Origin of the sequence: Pseudomonas sp. Pse35 (genome assembly GCF_024519715.1) — a bacterium.
GTDB lineage: Bacteria > Pseudomonadota > Gammaproteobacteria > Pseudomonadales > Pseudomonadaceae > Aquipseudomonas > Aquipseudomonas paracarnis.
The window spans coordinates 151211-168957 of sequence record NZ_JALJRP010000008.1 but is presented as its reverse complement, the minus strand read 5'-3'; the positions used below and the strand labels follow the sequence as shown (position 1 = coordinate 168957).

Genomic DNA, 17747 nt, shown 5'->3' with positions numbered 1-17747 from the left:
TCAACGTGATGGCATAGGGAGCCGGACTCATGACGACATCGAAAACACATACTAAAAAGAGGCTTGAGACCTTGCTCGCCCTGGACCAGAGCCTGGGACCGCTGGTGGTTGGCGAGTTGACTGTCTCGCGTATAGACCTGGCCGCCATGGGTGCCCAGGTGGCGGGAAAACCGGTCAAGACCCATCGTCTGGCGGTACGCGAGGCAGATCAGACGCTGCTGGATTCAATCCGGTTCTCGGCATCCAGACTGCAGCGTTATCTTCGTGGGAGTAGTTCTGTCAGCGACAGCAGCGCCGCTGTGCTATTTGAGTTCGCGGCGTTGCGCTCTACACAAGCTGCGCCTTTACTGGTGGTCAAGCCGGGAGACGAAAATCCCGGTGCAGTGGGCAAGCTCGATAGGCTGTTACGTTCAGTGCAGAAAACCAATCTCAACCAAGCGGCGCAGTTGGAGGGAATGCCTGGTTGGGTCGAGCCGAAGAAAAGCCGAAGCTTGGCGGTAATGGGCGCGGGGCTGGAGGTTTACGGGTACTACAGTGCGATCAACGCGTTGGCCGAAGCGATCAAGACCGGCGATATCAATGAGGCGGTAGTCACAGGCGCAGAGTTGTTTGCCAACCTCACGGGCACGGCACTGGAGTTGGCGCTGGAGCACTTGGGCAGACGACTGCTGGAAAACGGGCATAAGGTGTTAGCAGGTTTCAGCGCCAGTTCTCTTGGCCAGGCCCTGCGACGGGGCGCCGGCCTGTTCGCTCTGGTGCTGACGTTGCCGTTTGACTATCACAATGCCAAGCAATCGCTGCATAAGGCGGCGAACAGCACTGGCAAGGAAGCGCTTGATCATTACGTCAACGCCGGCTTCAGTATCGTGAGCGCCAGCGTCAGTGTGGCCCTGGGGGTTGCAGCGTTGGCTGGATTCGGCGTGGCCGGCCCGCTGGGTATTGCCGCCGCCGCCGTATTGATGTTTGGCGCGCAACTCTATGCGGCGGTTCGTCAGGTGGATGAAATTGATGACTATATCGAGCTGAGTGTTTTCGAGCGGCTGCACACGGGCTGGTTGGCATTTCAGGGCAAGGAACCGGAGAAAGAAATACGTGAGCGGTTCGCCCTGGCCAGGATGGAAAATTGGTATGCGCAGCACCTGACCAATCAGGCCCAGACCTGGCTCAGGGGGGCGCTCAGAGGCACCGTACAGGCGGTAGTCAATGGTGGGTTTGAGGTGCGGCTGAGCCCGGTCCGGCATTGGAAGCATCGATGGAACGAAGCCGAGGGTGAGGATCCCTACATCGACACCACCGAGCCGATGCTCGTCGACCAGAATGATCAAATAGATGCTTCCAGCGCCTCGGTTGGCCGTCTGCCGGGTGTGGTGCTTGGTCAGGGTGATGCGAATTCCGCGGTGCTTTGGCGGCTGGGGGGCGGCAATGACGATGTCAAAGGCTTCGCTGAGATCCCCAATATTTTTCAGTTCGGTGAAGGCCAAAAGCAGCTGACCGGTGGCGCCAGGGACGACGTATTCAGCTATGACATGCCGACGGGCACACTGGACGAGGCCGACGCACATCGCCCGGCCAGTCAGCTGCGTGGCGAGGCAGGCAGCGATACGCTCTACCTGTCCAACTCGGCCATCTATGAGCACCAGACGCAGGGTTATGCCATCGACCTGCAGGCGGGCACCGTCGTGCGGCGCAAAGATATCGACAAACCGCTGCCTCATCACTCGATCAGCCTCGACTCGATAGAAAATATCGCCACGCCAGCCGGGGTTGCCAGCCAAGTCAAGGGTTCGGAACAGGCCAATACGATAATCGCAAACGGCGATGGCGATCGGATCGAGGCCGCGCAGGGCAATGATACGGTGATCGTGCTGGGTTCCAACGCCTGGGTGGACGGCGGAGCGGGCAAGGACCGTTATGTTCTGGCCACCAACCGCGGCACGGTCTCGCTATACGAGCAGGACTGGGCCGAGGGTGCCGTGATCGAGATGCGCTGGCCTCTCTCGGCTATCGCCCATTGGGGCATCCAGGGGTGTGCGTTGGTCATTGTGGTCTGGCGGGGCGTTAATGGCGAACTGCCGCAGCACGTGATCAAGCTTGAGCAGCTGTATACGCAAGGTGATGACCGGCGCTGGTTGAACAAGCACAGCCTGCTGTTTCTCACGGAGGACGGCTACATGCTTGAGCCGATTCTCGAACCGACATTGGTTGGCAACGAGGACGCCGACGTGACCGTCGCCGTGAGAGCAGGTGGCCAGGACGTCAGCCTGGACAGGGTGTTGAACGCCGGAACGTTCGTGGTGCCCCATGGGCGTTCGACCCGCTGTTTCATCGAACGTGGGCCACACAGAAAGGTGGTCGAAGTTCGTCTTAAAAGCGACGCGACTGCTTGCGTGTTGTACGTGGATTATTCGTCGCAGGAGATTCTCCAGGTATTGGCCGGTTACCGTGTGACCCTACGCAGGTTGGTTCACTTCGATTCGCTGACCTATAGCGACGTGAAATTAACCATCAGTTTCACCGACGGCAGTCAGTTGGTGCTCTGCGAATATGCCAGTGATCGATCCTCGATACGCACCAACGTGACGTCAAACATCATCGCGGTCAGCCTCAAACTGGACTGCCAGTTTGTACTGGTCATGAATGATGGCGTCTCATACCGGATACAGGCGGCCCAGCAAACCTATAGCCAGGACCGCGCCTCACCAGGTTTCAACACCTTCGATGGCAGCTCGGCATTGGTAAAAAAGCCAGGGATACACGGTTTTTTTCGACCGCACAGTGCCAAGGGGGTCTGGTTGCAATCGTCGCCGCAGAAAGTCGTTATTCCTGCCCCACCGCATTATCAAAAGTCTTACTCGTTGATGGGGCGGGCGTCGACCTATGAAGTGGTGCCCAGTACCGGCTCAACGATCTACCTGTCCACGCCGGGCGCGCTGGCCAAAAAGTCGGACGCATCGTTCTGGCGGATCAACACGGCCAAGCTTGGTGAGCTGATTGAGCGGGCGCACATCGTCTTGATCGAAAACACGCTGACCCTCGGCAGCGTGAAGGTGCTGCTGCTACCCGTGACAGACCCTTCGGTGCCGCTGGAACAAGCCAGCGTACTCACCAAGCAGGGCGAGCAATACGACATCCGCCAGGACCTGGGGGGCATCTATCTCGCGCAACTGGATGCCTCCCCTTATCAGACTGTAGCCGAGGTCTGGGAAGCGTTGCGGCGTTCTCGCCAGTGGTCAACCTTGATGGCGCGTCAGCTGCGCGTTATCGGCTTGGAGCTGAGCGACGGCACGGTGTCAGGCGTTCATTACGATTCAGGCCGCGATTGCTGGGGGGCGGATGTTGATCCGCTGCGTACCGTAACGTCTGCGGACTTGCGGTTCAGCGGTGTTGACCCAGTCTGATTGATCATTAAAAGGGATTTTTTATTTATGCAGCAAAAACCGCAATCGCCCAGAACTGCCGGCCGACCCTCTGGGCGTGCCGGTGACGGTGCTGACACTGTCATGGTCAGGGACTATGGCCGCCCGACCAGTACCACTCAACCGGCGTATCAAGGCGCGCAGCGCACGCGATACCGCAATGGTGGTTTGCTTGGGGTCCCGCAAATAAGTGCTTTGGATCTGCCTGGGCCGCCACCGCCAACGGCTGTATGGGTGACAGGCGATACGCTTGGAGCCGTCAATGCCGAGGGTATGCATGATGTGAACGGCCGCAGTTACGTCAATCTGGATACCGGGCAAACGGTGCAAGTGGTCCATCAGCCGGCCAGTGGTACTTATCACCCGCGCTTGGCGCATCAACTGGCTGCCGGCTCCGCTGTGGTACAGAGGGTTGGGAATACTTCAACCTGGACAAACGTGACGACCGCAGCGCATTCCAGTGTTCCGATAGCCACGCCAGTGACGATGCCAGCACCCGGGCCGCGAGATCCGCAGTGGGATCTGCAGCTCTACGATGCGCGAGGTGCTGGTGCAGCGACGGGGACTCCTATCCCGGGGAAAAAACAGTACGTCATTGGCGGGCAAAACTACTACGGTGATGAACTGTTTTCGTTGGACCACTACAAGGCAGGCGATAACAGGCTCTACATGCAGAATGCGAATGGTGTGTTGCAGCCTCGCGGCTCCATCACCGAAGACGGGATGATTCAGCTCTCTGGTGACCCGGCCGTCGCCTATTTGGAGGTGGGGAGCGTGCTGGTTCGCGTCGAGCTTGATAGCACGAGAAATAAATACCAACTGATCCCGAATGGTTCCAACAGCGCGCCGGGTATTTACCTGGATACTGGCGGCAGCCGGGCATCGTGGGTGCCCGAAATGCGCTTGGACAGCATCGGCGCAATCATTAACGCCGCCCGCAAATCGCTGGGCTACACCGGTGTTACCAGTGATATGAGCCAGGGCTTGATGTCGACGGTGGACAAGCAGACGTACTGCTATATGCGCCAATATGCGCGGCAGATGATTGCATTCGATAACCCGCGTATCCGCAACGCGCCCGTGCAGCAGCGAGATCGCATGATTGATGCACACATCTGGACCCATGGCTACCCGTATGACCGCCTGTTGCTCGGGATGCACGCCAGGGCTGAGGGTGTCGCACTACCACCGGGTGTTGTGCAGTTTGATGCGTTTCAAGGCATGGCCACCGTGGCGGCCCGTCGTGAGGGAACGTTCAATCTAGAGGCCGTTGCCGTCAATGATCAGCTTCATTATCCCTATCGCGGCAGGCGCGGGGATGAACAGGATTTTTTTGATCAATGGAGGGCGTTGGACATTAAGCAGACCAGGCAGCGTGGGGCGGCCAATGAGCAAATGTACCGTGAGTTACTTAAAAATGATGGCTATCGAATCATTCCCGGTGGGACCTACGGCGGCAGCCAGAATGGCTTCGATCTGGTATTCATGGGGCCGGCGGGCGATGTCTATGTGCTTGAAGTCAAACATGCCAAATCCAGCCACGTCAGCATGGCTAGGGTCAATCAGCACTTCCAGATGGAGGATGGCTGGGTCACACGGGTCCTGAGCAAACTGGACAGTCACGATCCAGGTGCCGGGCAGCAGGTTGCGGATGCACTGGCACGTCAACGGCTTTTCAAGGTCATTGGTGCGACCCTGCCAGATGGCAAACTGGTGCTATTTAAGATCGACATGAGCGCTGTACGTGCGCGGTGACAAACAGGCGAGCCCGTTCGCCACCGACAGTACAGGCGGCTTCAGGACAAGAAGCCACCGTCCACGTTGAGAGAAACGCCCGTGGTGTAGCTCGATGCGTCACTGGCCAGGTACAACACCGCGCCAGCCATTTCGCTGGGGTCGGCCACGCGCTTGAGCGGGATCTGCGCCAGGGCAACTTTCAGGATCGAATCGTTCTTGACCAGTGCCGAGGCGAACTTGGTATCGGTCAGGCCCGGCAGCAGCGCGTTGCAACGGATACCGAACGCCGCGCACTCCTTGGCGAATACCTTGGTCATGTTGATCACGGCGGCCTTGGTCACCGAGTAGATGCCCTGGAACACGCCCGGCGAGATGCCGTTGATCGAGGCTACGTTGATGATGCTGCCGCCGCCGTTCTCGCGCATCAGCTTGCCGGCTTCCACCGACATGAAGAAGTAACCACGGATATTCACGTCAACGGTCTTCTGGAATGCGCCCAGGTCGGTGTCCAGCACGTTGCAGAACTGCGGGTTGGTAGCGGCGTTGTTGACCAGGATATCCAGGCGGCCGAACTGTTCACGAATGCCGGCGAACACCTGGGTGATCTGCTCCATTTCACCAATATGGCAGGCAATGGCCGTGGCTTTGCCGCCCTCGGCGATGATCGCATCGGCCACGTGCTGACAACCCTCCAGCTTGCGGCTGGAGACAATCACATGGGCGCCTTGCTGGGCCAGCAACTTGGCGATGGCTTCACCGATGCCACGGCTGGCGCCGGAAACAAACGCAATCTTGCCATCGAGGTCGAACAGGTTGGTCTTGGACATGAGGGTTCCTTGTAGTTGCACTCAGAGCGCTGATTTGCCGATGACATTCAGGCTCATCTGCTCCAGCAGTTTGTTCATGTGGATGAACTGCGCGAAGCGTTTGTCCTGGGTCTGGCCATGGAAGAAGCGGTAGTAGATCTGCTGCACAATCCCGGCCAGGCGGAACAGGCCATAGGTGTAGTAGAAATCGAAATTGTCGATCTGGATGCCGGAGCGCTCGGCGTAGTAGTCGACAAACTGGCGGCGGGTGAGCATGCCGGGGGCGTTGCTCGGCTGGCGGCGCATCAATTGCACCGGCGCCGGGTCTGCGGCCTCGATCCAGTAGGCGAGGGTGTTGCCCAGGTCCATCAGCGGGTCGCCCAGGGTGGTCAGTTCCCAGTCCAGCACGCCGATGATCTGCATCGGGTTGTGCGGGTCGAGGATCACGTTGTCGAAGCGGTAGTCGTTGTGCACGATGCTGGAGGTGGGGTGGTCGGCAGGCATCTTGTCGTTGAGCCAGGCGCGTACCGCCTCCCATTTTGGCGCGTCGGGCGTCAGGGCTTTTTCATAGCGCTCGCCCCAGCCGCGAATCTGCCGCGCCACGTAGCCTTCAGGCTTGCCCAAGTCGGCCAGGCCGCAGGCGTGGTAGTCGACCTGGTGCAGTTCGACGAACTTGTCGATAAAGCTCTTGCACAAGGCTTCGGTGCGGGTAGCGTCCAGGCCCAGCTCAGCCGGCAGGTCGGAACGCAGGATGATGCCGTTGACGCGCTCCATCACATAGAACTCGGCGCCGATCACCGATTCATCGGTGCAGTGCATATAAGCCTTGGGGCAGTACGGGAAGCCATCTTTGAGCTGGTTGAGAATGCGGTATTCGCGGCCCATGTCGTGGGCAGACTTGGCCTTGTGCCCAAATGGCGGGCGACGCAGCACGAATTCCTGGTCGGGGTATTCCAGCAGGTAAGTCAGGTTCGACGCGCCACCAGGGAACTGGCTGATTTTGACGGTACCGCTCAGGCCCGGAATATGAGCTTTGAGGTAGGGATCGATCAGGCTGGCATCAAGTTCTTCGCCTGGGCGAATCTGGGTCGATTGGTCGTTCAGCGCCATGCTTATCCCTTCTGCTTATTCTAAAGGCCTTGGACTATTTCCTAATCTAATGCGCATAGCCGCCCAGCGACAAGGTCGGGGCGGTTTAATAGGTTAGCGTGTTGAAGGGTGATCAGCGTGCCTGATTGGTCATTTTGCGGGCGCTGGCAAGGCCACCGGTGTAAGCACGGGGCGGCCGGCAAAGTATTCCACCAGGTTATCAGCGACGCGCTGCACCGTGTCATGGGCCGCTTCCGGGGACAGGCCGGCCACGTGGGACGTCAGCACGGTATTGCTCAGGCGCTTGAGGGCGTCGGGCACTGCAGGCTCATCGTCAAACACGTCCAGCGCGGCGCCGCCGATGCGGCGCTGCTCCAGCGCGGCGACCAGGTCGGCGGTCACCACTACGCTGCCGCGCCCGATGTTGACCAGAAAGCCGTGCGGCCCCAGGGCGTCCAGGGCGTGACGGTCGATCAGGTGACGGGTGCTGGCACCGCCGGGCGTAGCCAGCACCAGGAAATCCGAGGTACGCGCCAGCTCGACAGCCGTCGCACAGTAGGTGTAATCCACGTCATCGCGGGGTTGGCGGTTGTGATAACTCACCTCCATGCCGAACCCCAGGGCGGCGCGCCGGGCAATCTCCATCCCCACCGCACCCAGCCCGAGAATCCCCAGGTGTTTACCGCTCAGGGAAGGGCGCATCACTTTCGGCCATTCGCCACGCCGCACCGCTGCATCCGTCTGGGGAACGCCACGCACCAGCGACAGCAGCAGCGCCATGGCATGGTCGGCCACTGACGGCGCATTTACCCCTGCACCGTTGGTCACCACGATCCCACGATTGCTCGCGGCCTGCAGGTCCACGTGTTCGTAGCCGGCACCGATCACGCAGATGATTTCCAACAACGGCAATGCCGCGATTTCATCGGCGTACAACCCCAGCGGGCCACGGGTCAGCACGGCCTTGATCTGCCCACCGTGCAACTTGATCGCCTGAGCGCGTTCGGCGGGCGTCGGCGCCAGAATCACATGAAAGTCATTGCTCTCGATGATTTGCAGGTACTCGTTGATGGTTTCAACCAGGACCAGAACGGTGGTGGGCATGGGGCAGCTCTCCGGTGAGTTCGATGCTCTGAGTATGCTGCATTTTTGTTGCGCGAAATGCCGAGGGCCCGAGAAAGCGCGACTGATTTTGCGAAAGGTGCCAGCGTCTCGGCGAGCGGGAGACGCTGTTTGCACGCGGGCGAATTATTTAGCGGGTGCAGGCTTGCGCACCTTGCTCTGTTCGGCCGCTACGATGTCCATGTAATCGTAGGTAGGAAAGAACTCTGTCCTGAAGGGGCCCCATGCAGAGCGTTCGATGGCGAGATTGACCTCCCGCAGGCGCGAGGCGGGGAAGCGTAGAACGATGACGTGGCCGATCCCCATGGCGATGGTCCAACTGACGATCTCTACCCCTTCAGGAGGGAATACTTTAAAGAGTTCCTGTTCGGTGAGTTTTGTTCTTATTTCGTTCAAGTTGCGAGATTGGTCATGTTTGAGGAAAACGGTCAGCAGCACCGCATTGTCAGCGCTGATGGCGACAGGTTTTCCTGATGTGGAAGCCTGCGCATGAAGGCCGCCTGAAACAAGGGTAGAGAACAATAAAACAGACGCCAATAAAGGCTTTAATAGCGTTTTCATTGAGTGAGGCCTTTTATGAGTATTGTCGCTACTCGTGGGGGTGAGTGTTGAGGGTTAGTGGGTGGGGGTGGTTTTTACTGATCCGGTATAGGGCGCATGAACCACATGTATTCGAACAAGAGGGTTGGCGTCGATCATGTCGCGCGGCACTTCACGAGAGTAAGTGAATTCCTGATTGTTCAACGTCTCAAGTTTTCTGACGATGGTTCTCGTTGCACCTTTATCGGGTATCAGGATATGGTTTTTCCTGTCCCCTGTTACCATGAAGTAACCGCCGCCGCCGTTGTCATATTTTGATAGCCCGGTATCGGTGTAGAAAAATTCGTAGCGATTACGCTCAGGGTCCCACGCTGATATTCCAACGACACCTGGGTACTTGTCCTTTACATCGATCTCTGGGGCGCCCTCTATATAAACTTTTGTCGTCAGCCAGCGGGGGGATGTGCCCAGGGCACTTGCGTCGGAGTTTTCTACTGCCGGTTGTGCTTGGCTGGCCAATTGGCTGAGCATTCCGGTGGCAAGTATCAGGGAGAAAATAAGGTTGTGTTTTTTCATCAAGTCGCTCCTGGCGAGTGAGGTTTTTAATTCTGCTGTCGTGGGTTTAGAGGACTTTGTTTTTTGAGCTGAGCTGGAATATAGACGTGATAGGAGGGGCTCTCAATGCTTGGGAAAACCCTTGCAACAAAACCCGCAATAATTAAAGTTTCAGTCCAGATGCGCTGATTAACTGTCTGTAAGAACTTTCTTATATGTGAGGGTGCGTAACTTTAATTGATGTTGGGTTTCTGTCAGCGGCTTCCCACTGGAGAACTTTGAATGACTGGATTTGTTTAAACACAGCTTCGCCGGCCTTGCGTGATCGACCCTCCCAATGCCACGCCGGCAGGGAGGCTCGTGAGGTGGGTAAAGGCGGTGCGCATCTGGCGTTGAATCAACTGAGCTGCCCATGGACCGCCTTCCAGGCTTTGCACTGCAGTGCCGTTCCTCAGCTAAGTCTTTGCTTATTCACAAGAATCCCGGACAATCGCGCCCCTGTTAAGGTCAGGGCGCTGCCTGTCAGGTTTTTCTGACTCGTCCTGGCCGTGTGAATGCGGAGATCCGACCGGATGAATGATCAGGCCAATAGCGTCGACGAACGCTATGCAACGACACCTGCAACGCTCACAAGCTGGAGCCGCCAGGACACCACCTGGATGCTCGGGCTGTTCGGTACCGCCATTGGCGCCGGTACTTTGTTCTTGCCGATCAACGCGGGCCTGGGGGGCTTCTGGCCGCTGGTGATCCTGGCGCTGCTGGCCTTCCCGATGACGTTCTTTGCCCACCGTGGGCTGACCCGTTTCGTGCTGTCCGGCCGCGAAGGTTCCGACATCACCGACGTGGTGGAAGAGCATTTCGGTATTAAGGCCGGTGCACTGATCACCTTGCTGTACTTCTTCGCGATCTTCCCGATCCTGCTGATCTACAGCGTGGCGCTGACCAATACCGTCAGCAGCTTCATGGAGCACCAACTGCACATCCTGCCGCCGCCCCGGGCGATCCTGTCGTTTGTATTGATCCTCGGCCTGCTCGCCGTTGTGCGCTGCGGTGAACAGGTGATCGTCAAGGCCATGAGCCTGATGGTGTACCCGTTTATTGTGGCCTTGCTGTTCCTGGCGGTGTACCTGGTGCCGCACTGGACCGGCGGCATTCTCAGTACCGCCAGCGAAGTGCCGGCACCGTCGGCGTTGCTCAACACGCTGTGGCTGGCGATTCCGGTGATGGTGTTTTCGTTCAACCATTCGCCGATCATCTCGGCCTTTGCGGTGGACCAGAAGCGCCAGTATGGCGCTCACGCCGAGGAGCGCAGTTCGCAGATCCTGTCCCGCGCGCACTTGCTGATGGTGGCGATGGTGCTGTTCTTCGTGTTCAGTTGCGTGCTGACCCTGTCGCCCGCGCAGTTGGCGGAAGCGAAAGCGCAAAACCTGTCGATCCTGTCGTACCTGGCCAACCACTTCGATAACCCGACGATTGCCTTTGCCGCACCGTTGATTGCGTTCGTGGCGATTGCCAAGTCGTTCCTGGGCCACTACATCGGTGCAAGCGAGGGCCTCAAGGGCCTGGTGGTCAAGACTGGCCGCCGTCCGGCACCCAAGACCCTGGACCGCATGACCGCCGCCTTCATGCTGGTGGTGTGCTGGATCGTCGCCACGCTTAACCCGAGCATCCTTGGCATGATCGAGACCCTGGGTGGGCCGGTGATTGCGTCGATTCTGTTCCTGATGCCGATGTACGCCATCCGCAAGGTGCCGGCCATGGCCAAGTACCGTGGGCAGGCGTCGAATGTGTTTGTGACTGCAGTTGGCTTGGTTGCCATTACGGCGTTGGTGTATTCGCTGGTTGCGTAGGAGCGAGCTTGCTCGCGAAGAACGTCAACGATAACGCGTGCTTCCTGGATGAACGCGGCGCCGGTGAGTTTTTCGCGAGCAAGCTCGCTCCTACACTGGATTAGGGCAGCCAGCTCCCACATTTGTTTTGTGTTGGCAGTAAAGGTTAATTCCAGGCATAAAAAACGCCGCGTACCTTGCGATACGCGGCGTTCTTCACATCAACACACCGTTAAGCTTGAATCACCGGGATGTTGGCGCTTGCTGCGATCTTGCGGAACTCGGCGATCTGGTCGAAGTTCAGGTAGCGGTAGACGTCACTGGCCATGGTGTCCAGTTTCGCTGCGTAGCCCATGTACTCTTCGACTGTCGGCAGGCGACCCAGAGTGGAGGCGACTGCCGCCAGCTCAGCCGATGCCAGGTAGACGTTGGCACCATCACCCAGGCGGTTCGGGAAGTTACGGGTCGAGGTCGACACGACGGTGGAGTTCGGCTCAACGCGTGCCTGGTTACCCATGCACAGCGAGCAGCCTGGCATTTCCATGCGTGCGCCAGCCTTGCCGTAGATGCCGTAGTAGCCTTCTTCGGTCAGTTGGTGAGCGTCCATCTTGGTCGGCGGCGACAGCCACAGACGGGTAGGCAGCTGGCCCTTGACCTGCTCCAGCAGCTTACCGGCAGCGCGGAAGTGACCGATGTTGGTCATGCACGAACCGATGAACACTTCGTCGATCTTCTCGCCAGCGACGCTGGACAGCAGACGGGCGTCGTCCGGGTCGTTTGGCGCGCAGAGGATCGGCTCGTTGATTTCCGACAGGTCGATCTCGATGATTTCGGCGTATTCGGCGTCGGCATCGGCCTCCATCAGCTCCGGGTTGGCAACCCAGGCTTCCATCGCTTGGGCGCGACGTTCCAGGGTGCGTGCATCGCCGTAGCCTTCGCCGATCATCCAGCGCAGCAGGGTGATGTTGGAGTTCAGGTACTCGGTGACGGACTCTTTGGACAGCTTGATGGTGCAACCGGCAGCCGAACGTTCAGCCGAGGCGTCGGACAGCTCGAAAGCCTGTTCCAGCGTCAGGTCGTTCAGGCCTTCGATTTCCAGGATGCGGCCAGAGAAGGCGTTCTTCTTGCCTTTCTTTTCTACGGTCAGCAGGCCAGCCTGGATCGCGTAGTAAGGAATGGCATGAACCAGGTCACGCAGGGTGATGCCAGGCTTCATCTTGCCTTTGAAGCGCACCAGAATCGATTCCGGCATGTCCAGTGGCATTACGCCAGTGGCTGCGGCGAACGCGACCAGGCCAGAACCGGCCGGGAACGAGATGCCCATCGGGAAACGGGTGTGGGAGTCGCCACCGGTACCGACGGTGTCCGGCAGCAGCATGCGGTTCAGCCAGCTGTGGATGATGCCGTCGCCTGGACGCAGCGATACACCGCCACGGGTCATGATGAAGTCAGGCAGGGTGTGGTGGGTGGTCACGTCGATCGGCTTCGGGTAAGCCGCGGTGTGGCAGAAGGACTGCATCACCAGGTCGGTCGAGAAGCCCAGGCACGCCAAGTCTTTGAGTTCATCACGGGTCATTGGGCCGGTGGTGTCCTGGGACCCCACGGTGGTCATCTTCGGCTCGCAGTAGGTGCCTGGACGAACGCCTTTGCCTTCTGGCAGGCCACAGGCCTTGCCGACCATTTTCTGCGCCAGGGTGAAGCCTTTGCCGGTGTCGACAGGCGCTTCAGGCAGCTTGAACAGGTCAGTCGGGCCCAGGCCCAGCTCAGCGCGTGCCTTGTCGGTCAGGCCACGGCCGATGATCAGCGGGATACGGCCGCCGGCACGAACTTCGTCCAACAGCACTGGGGTCTTCATTTCGAAGGTGGTCAGGACTTCGTCGGTGCCGTGCTTGCAGACTTTGCCAGCATGCGGGTACAGGTCGATCACGTCGCCCATGTTCATGTTGGTGACGTCGAATTCGATTGGCAGTGCGCCGGCATCTTCCATGGTGTTGTAGAAGATCGGAGCGATCTTGCTGCCGAAGCAGAAACCGCCGGCACGCTTGTTCGGCACGTAAGGTACGTCGTCACCGAAGAACCACAGTACCGAGTTGGTCGCTGACTTACGCGACGAGCCGGTACCGACCACGTCACCCACGTAGGCGATCGGGAAGCCTTGGCCGCGCATTTCTTCGATCTGCTTCATCGGGCCGGTCTTGCCTTGCTCGTCCGGCACAATGCCTTCGCGAGCCATTTTCAGCATGGCCAGGGCGTGCAGCGGGATGTCAGGGCGGGACCAGGCGTCAGGCGCAGGCGACAGGTCGTCGGTGTTGGTTTCGCCGGTGACCTTGAAGACGCGCAGGCTGATCTTGTCGGCCAGGGTAGGGCGGTTGCGGAACCACTCGCCGTCAGCCCAGGACTGGATCACGCCTTTGGCGTGCTCGTTGCCGTTGCGGGCTTTTTCGGCGACGTCGTGGAACGCATCGAACATCAGCAGGGTGTGCTTGAGTTGGGCGGCCGCGACGGGCGCCAGTTCGGCGTCGTCCAGCAGCTCGACCAACGTCACGATGTTGTAGCCGCCCTGCATGGTGCCGAGCAGTTCAACAGCGCGTTTCTTGTCGATCAGGGGGGAAGTGGCTTCGCCCTTGGCCAGGGCAGACAGGAAACCGGCCTTGACGTAAGCGGCTTCGTCAACGCCTGGTGGAATACGGTTGGTGATCAGGTCAACGAGGAATTCTTCTTCGCCAGCCGGAGGATTTTTCAGCAGCTCGACCAGGCCTGCGGTTTGTTCGGCGTTAAGCGGCTGGGGAACGATACCCAGTGCTGCACGCTCTTCGATATGTTTGCGGTAGGCTTCAAGCACAGTTATTACCCTCATCAGTGGTCCCACGGGACGCTCATCCAGAAATGAACGGCACGCATGCGCTCGGGGGCTTTTTGGGCCGCAAAGCCAGCGCTGCCGGCATTCCTTACAGAAGCTGCTTTCAAAGTTTTACGCCTGCAGAACGGAGCTGATGAGGGTTGGCGCGGGCTCTGACCTACCGGGTCGAACCTGCGCCAACACCGTTCTGAAGGAACGACTGTGCTCGTGACGCTTTGAAAACAGCTTCCAGCGGATTATTGGCGCCTTACAAGGCCGGGTGATTCTACGGCAAAAAAAATCTAAAGGTAAGTTGCCTGCTCAAGTTTGCTGGGTGATCAACCTTAGACAAAGGGCTAACATGGCACACTGTTTCGCTGATTTGCGTGTTGCTGCTTATGCCCAACCAAACCATCAAGACCCCCTGCGTCGGCCTGTGCTCCACGGTCTACGGCGATCTCGTGTGCCGTGGATGCAAGCGCTTCCACCATGAAGTGATCCAGTGGAACGGCTATAACGAAGAAGAAAAACGCGCGGTCTGGCTCAGGCTTGAGCAGCTGTTGGTGCAGGTCATGGCCGGTAAAGTGGAGGTTTTCGACCCCAAGACCCTGCGCGGGCAGTTGGAGCAACGCAAGATTCGCTTTGTGCCACACCAGTCCGAGTATTGCTGGGCCTACCAGTTGATCGCCCGTGGGGCCCGGGTGATCAATAACCTGGAGGCCTATGGCATGGTGCTGTTGCCGGAGTTTCGCGACTGGGCGCTGCCTGAACTGCGCGATGCCATTGATCGCGAGTTCTTTATCTTGTCCGAGGCGCATTACCAGCGCTATATCGCGCCGGGGTTCTTGAAAGATGCGCTGGGTAACTGACTGGCGAGGTCAATGTGGGAGCTGGCTTGCCTGCGATAGCGGTGTGTCAGGAGCAAATGCGCCCGCTTACCCACCGCAATCGCAGGCAAGCCAGCTCCCACATTTGGTCCACATTGCCTGAAGGTCGGTGTCAGGGCTTGGTCGCCAGCTCTTCCAGATGGTCCATGAGCGTCTGCGGTTTGAGCACCAGCACATCGCTTTGCACCGCATCCAGCACCACTTCTGCGGTATTGCCGATCAACGCGCCGGAAATCCCCGTGCGCGCCACCGTGCCGATAATGGTCACCGCCGCCTGCAACCGATGGGCGATATGTGGGATCAGCACATCGGCCGGGCCTTCCTCGATATGCAGGTGCCTGTCGTCCACGTCGAACTCGGCCTGGAAGGCCTTGCATTGCTCGCGGTAACGCGCCTCGATGGTTTCCTTGAGCTGAAAGGTCGGGTCTGCCGCCGACAGCATGGGCGAGGGGTGAGCGCTGATCACATGCAACTGCGCTTTGGCGAGGCTGGCGATATCAAAGCCATGGTCGATGATCGAATTGTGCAGCGAGCGGTGTTCGCCGTCGGCGTTGCCCACGTCGATGGCCGCCAGGATCACGCCGCCCGCCCAGGGGGTGGCGGTCTTGACCAGCAATACCGGCGTTGGGCAGTAGCGCAGCAACTTCCAGTCCGCCGGGGTCAGCAGGGCTTTTTTCAGAGGGTTGTCGGGGAAGTGCTGTTTGATCACCAGGCCACAGCCTTCGGCTTGCTGCACATCGATGATGGTTTCATGCAGGCTGTCGTTCCAGGCCTGCTCGGTGGTGACGCTGTAGCCGTCTTCTTTCAAGCCTTCCTTGAGCAGGCTCAGCAGCGCCGAATGCTCGTGCTTCTTGTCACAGACCAGCAAGTGCAGGTGCGCGTCGGTGACTTTGGCAATCAGCTTGGCACGCTTGAGGGCCAGGCTTTCCGAATGCTCGGGCTCGATGACCACCAGGATGCTGCGGATGGCTTGCATGGTCGGGATCTCCAAAAGGGCAGGCGTTGGATAACTATAGTTGCTGCTACGCAGCCGTCATGTTGATACACATCAAGGCCGGTGGCTGGTGGTCTGCGGCGGGGGCGGTATAATCGGCGCCCTTTTGTGATCCTTTGCCCGTGAGCCCGATGAACCTGCCCGAAATCCATGAATTCCTCGGCTGCCGCACCCCCGATGCCTGGGTCCAGGCCGCGTTGGCCGATCAGGAAACCCTGCTGATCGACCACAAGAACTGCGAATTCAAAGCCGCCAGCACCGCCTTGAGCCTGATGGCCAAGTACTACGGCCACGTTGACCTGATCAACATGATGTCGCGCCTGGCCCGCGAAGAGTTGGTGCACCACGAGCAGGTCATGCGCCTGATGAAAAAGCGCAAGGTCGAACTGCGTCAACTGCACGCCGGCCGTTACGCCTCGGGTTTGCGCAAGGTGGTGCGCAGCCATGAGCCGGTCAAGCTGGTGGATACCCTGGTGGTGGGGGCCTTTATCGAAGCGCGCAGTTGCGAGCGGTTCGAAGCGCTGGTGCCGCATTTGGACGAAGAACTCGGCAAGTTCTATTTCGGTTTGCTCAAAAGCGAGGCGCGGCACTTCCAAGGCTACTTGAAACTGGCATACCAGTACGGCGACGCCAAGGATATCGCCCAGGTGATCGAGCGGGTGCGGGCCACCGAGCAGGACCTGATCGAATCACCCGACGTCGAGTTCCGCTTTCACAGTGGCGTGCCAGCCTGAGGCCACGGCCACACCGATCAAGGCGGTGATCCCGGTCAGCAACAGGATCACCGTCGGCGTGCCCAAAGGCGCTGCCAGCCCGGCAATCATCAAGCCCGCCAAGGGCTGGGCCAGGTTGTTGAGCAAGGTCATCACGCCGACTGTCTTGCCGAAGTCCTGCACCGGGATCACCCGTTGGCGGGTGCTGCGCAGGTACACGTTGAACATCTTGTCGAAACCGGTCACCAGCAGGAAACCCACCGTGTAGGCCCACACGCCGGGGCTGAGCGCGGTGATCAGCGCGCCGACGGTGATCATCGAGTACGACAACCCGCCCAGTACCTTCAGCTTCAGTGATGAATGCGCCAGGTAGAACAGAATCGCGATTGTCACCAGCGCCCCGGCGGCTTGCAGCAGGGCATAGGCGTCTTTGCCCGCTGCGTAGTGGCCGGTGACCATGGCAGCCGAGGTAGCCAGCGTCACGCCGACCATCAGGTTCACACCGACCGCCAGGACGATGATGCGTTTCAACTCCACCCGGTTGAGGATGTGGCCAAAAGCGGTGCGCAGGGGTTGCAGCCAGTTACCCGGCTGTTGTTCATGGATGTGCAGGTCCACCGTGGTGTTGCGCTGCCAGATCAGCATCGCCAGGTCTGCCAGCACAAACAGCGCGGCGACGCCCAGCACTACCCATGGCCACGCCCAGACTTCCAGCATCAGCGCCGCCACCAATGGCCCGAGCACCAGTCCGCCCTGGTCGGCGATCTGCGAATAGGACAAGGTCTTGGCGTAGGTGTACTGCCCGAAGATATGCGGCATCACCACTTCCCGCGCCATGATGCCCTGGGTGGTCAGCACGCCGCACAACGCGGACAGCATCACCAGCCAATGGATACCGTCGAACAGCCCATACAGCGCCATCGCCACCACGCAGGCCAGGGCCCGATACACCTGGCTGATATGCAGGATACGCACCGGTGAAAACCTGTCGCACAACGCGCCGCACACCGGAAACGCCAGGTAGCGCGGCAGTGACTCGATAAAAAACGCCAACCCCGCCCACGACACGCTTTGCGTGGTCTGGAACACGATCAGTGGCACGATAAACAGCAGAACCTGGTCGGCCAGCCGTGAAAGGAACAGCGAAATGAAGAACGCCAGGTAATCCTTGCGCATGGAGCTCCCTGTCAATGGCGTTAAAAACTGCAGGCTATTTGTTA

The 17747-nt window shown here is 59.2% G+C and carries 13 protein-coding genes; 5 read left to right on the top strand and 8 right to left on the bottom strand.

The genetic code is table 11. The annotated features are described in order from the left end of the window. The first annotated feature begins 29 nt into the window (after positions 1 to 29). Both OC445_RS10195 and OC445_RS10190 read left to right on the top strand, forming a co-directional pair. A complete protein-coding gene (locus OC445_RS10195) occupies positions 30 to 3398 on the top strand; it encodes a calcium-binding protein (protein WP_262020142.1) in 3369 nt (1122 codons plus the stop codon). 291 nt (positions 3399 to 3689) lie between these two features. Beyond that, positions 3690 to 5171, top strand: a complete 1482-nt coding sequence (locus OC445_RS10190; protein WP_233097400.1) for a hypothetical protein — start codon at positions 3690 to 3692, stop codon at positions 5169 to 5171. 41 nt (positions 5172 to 5212) lie between these two features. Here OC445_RS10190 and OC445_RS10185 read toward each other — a convergent pair whose 3' ends face one another. The 5 genes from OC445_RS10185 to OC445_RS10165 form a co-directional block, all read right to left on the bottom strand. Continuing rightward, a complete protein-coding gene (locus OC445_RS10185; RefSeq protein WP_034126013.1) occupies positions 5213 to 5980 on the bottom strand; it encodes an SDR family oxidoreductase in 768 nt (255 codons plus the stop codon). Between the two features lie 21 nt (positions 5981 to 6001). Continuing rightward, entirely contained in the window at positions 6002 to 7069 is a 1068-nt protein-coding gene (locus OC445_RS10180) for a phosphotransferase family protein (protein ID WP_198791700.1), read from the bottom strand. A gap of 129 nt (positions 7070 to 7198) precedes the next feature. Next, positions 7199 to 8152 carry a 2-hydroxyacid dehydrogenase gene (locus OC445_RS10175; protein ID WP_057975747.1) on the bottom strand — a complete coding sequence of 318 codons (954 nt, stop codon included), beginning with the start codon at positions 8150 to 8152 and terminating at the stop codon, positions 7199 to 7201. A gap of 144 nt (positions 8153 to 8296) precedes the next feature. Next, positions 8297 to 8731: a hypothetical protein gene (locus tag OC445_RS10170; protein WP_054921314.1), complete on the bottom strand. Its 435-nt coding sequence runs from the start codon at positions 8729 to 8731 to the stop codon at positions 8297 to 8299. Between the two features lie 54 nt (positions 8732 to 8785). Next, complete coding sequence (locus OC445_RS10165) at positions 8786 to 9286, bottom strand: DUF4822 domain-containing protein (RefSeq protein WP_262020141.1); 501 nt, start codon at positions 9284 to 9286, stop codon at positions 8786 to 8788. 551 nt (positions 9287 to 9837) lie between these two features. Here OC445_RS10165 and OC445_RS10160 point away from each other — a divergent pair. After that, entirely contained in the window at positions 9838 to 11115 is a 1278-nt protein-coding gene (locus tag OC445_RS10160; RefSeq protein ID WP_057975748.1) for a serine/threonine transporter, read from the top strand. Positions 11116 to 11326: 211 nt separating this feature from the next. Here the strand turns inward: OC445_RS10160 and acnB are convergent, their stop codons facing one another. After that, positions 11327 to 13936: a bifunctional aconitate hydratase 2/2-methylisocitrate dehydratase gene (gene acnB, locus OC445_RS10155; protein ID WP_003190828.1), complete on the bottom strand. Its 2610-nt coding sequence runs from the start codon at positions 13934 to 13936 to the stop codon at positions 11327 to 11329. A 395-nt stretch (positions 13937 to 14331) separates the two neighbouring features. Here acnB and OC445_RS10150 point away from each other — a divergent pair, with 395 nt between their 5' ends. Beyond that, a complete protein-coding gene (locus tag OC445_RS10150; protein ID WP_032892118.1) occupies positions 14332 to 14802 on the top strand; it encodes a DUF1289 domain-containing protein in 471 nt (156 codons plus the stop codon). A gap of 130 nt (positions 14803 to 14932) precedes the next feature. On the opposite strand, the gene OC445_RS10145 is transcribed toward OC445_RS10150, so the two are convergent. Beyond that, the gene (locus OC445_RS10145; protein ID WP_034126007.1) at positions 14933 to 15796 is read right to left on the bottom strand and encodes a universal stress protein; all 864 of its coding nucleotides are present in this window, start codon (positions 15794 to 15796) and stop codon (positions 14933 to 14935) included. A 149-nt stretch (positions 15797 to 15945) separates the two neighbouring features. On the opposite strand from OC445_RS10145, the gene OC445_RS10140 reads away from it, so the two are divergent. Beyond that, positions 15946 to 16548 (top strand): tRNA-(ms[2]io[6]A)-hydroxylase, encoded by a 603-nt coding sequence (locus OC445_RS10140; RefSeq protein WP_032892116.1) that lies wholly within the window; start codon positions 15946 to 15948, stop codon positions 16546 to 16548. Here OC445_RS10140 and OC445_RS10135 read toward each other — a convergent pair. After that, entirely contained in the window at positions 16504 to 17703 is a 1200-nt protein-coding gene (locus OC445_RS10135) for an MFS transporter (RefSeq protein ID WP_198791701.1), read from the bottom strand. The genes OC445_RS10140 and OC445_RS10135 overlap by 45 nt on opposite strands. Positions 17704 to 17747 lie beyond the last annotated feature (44 nt).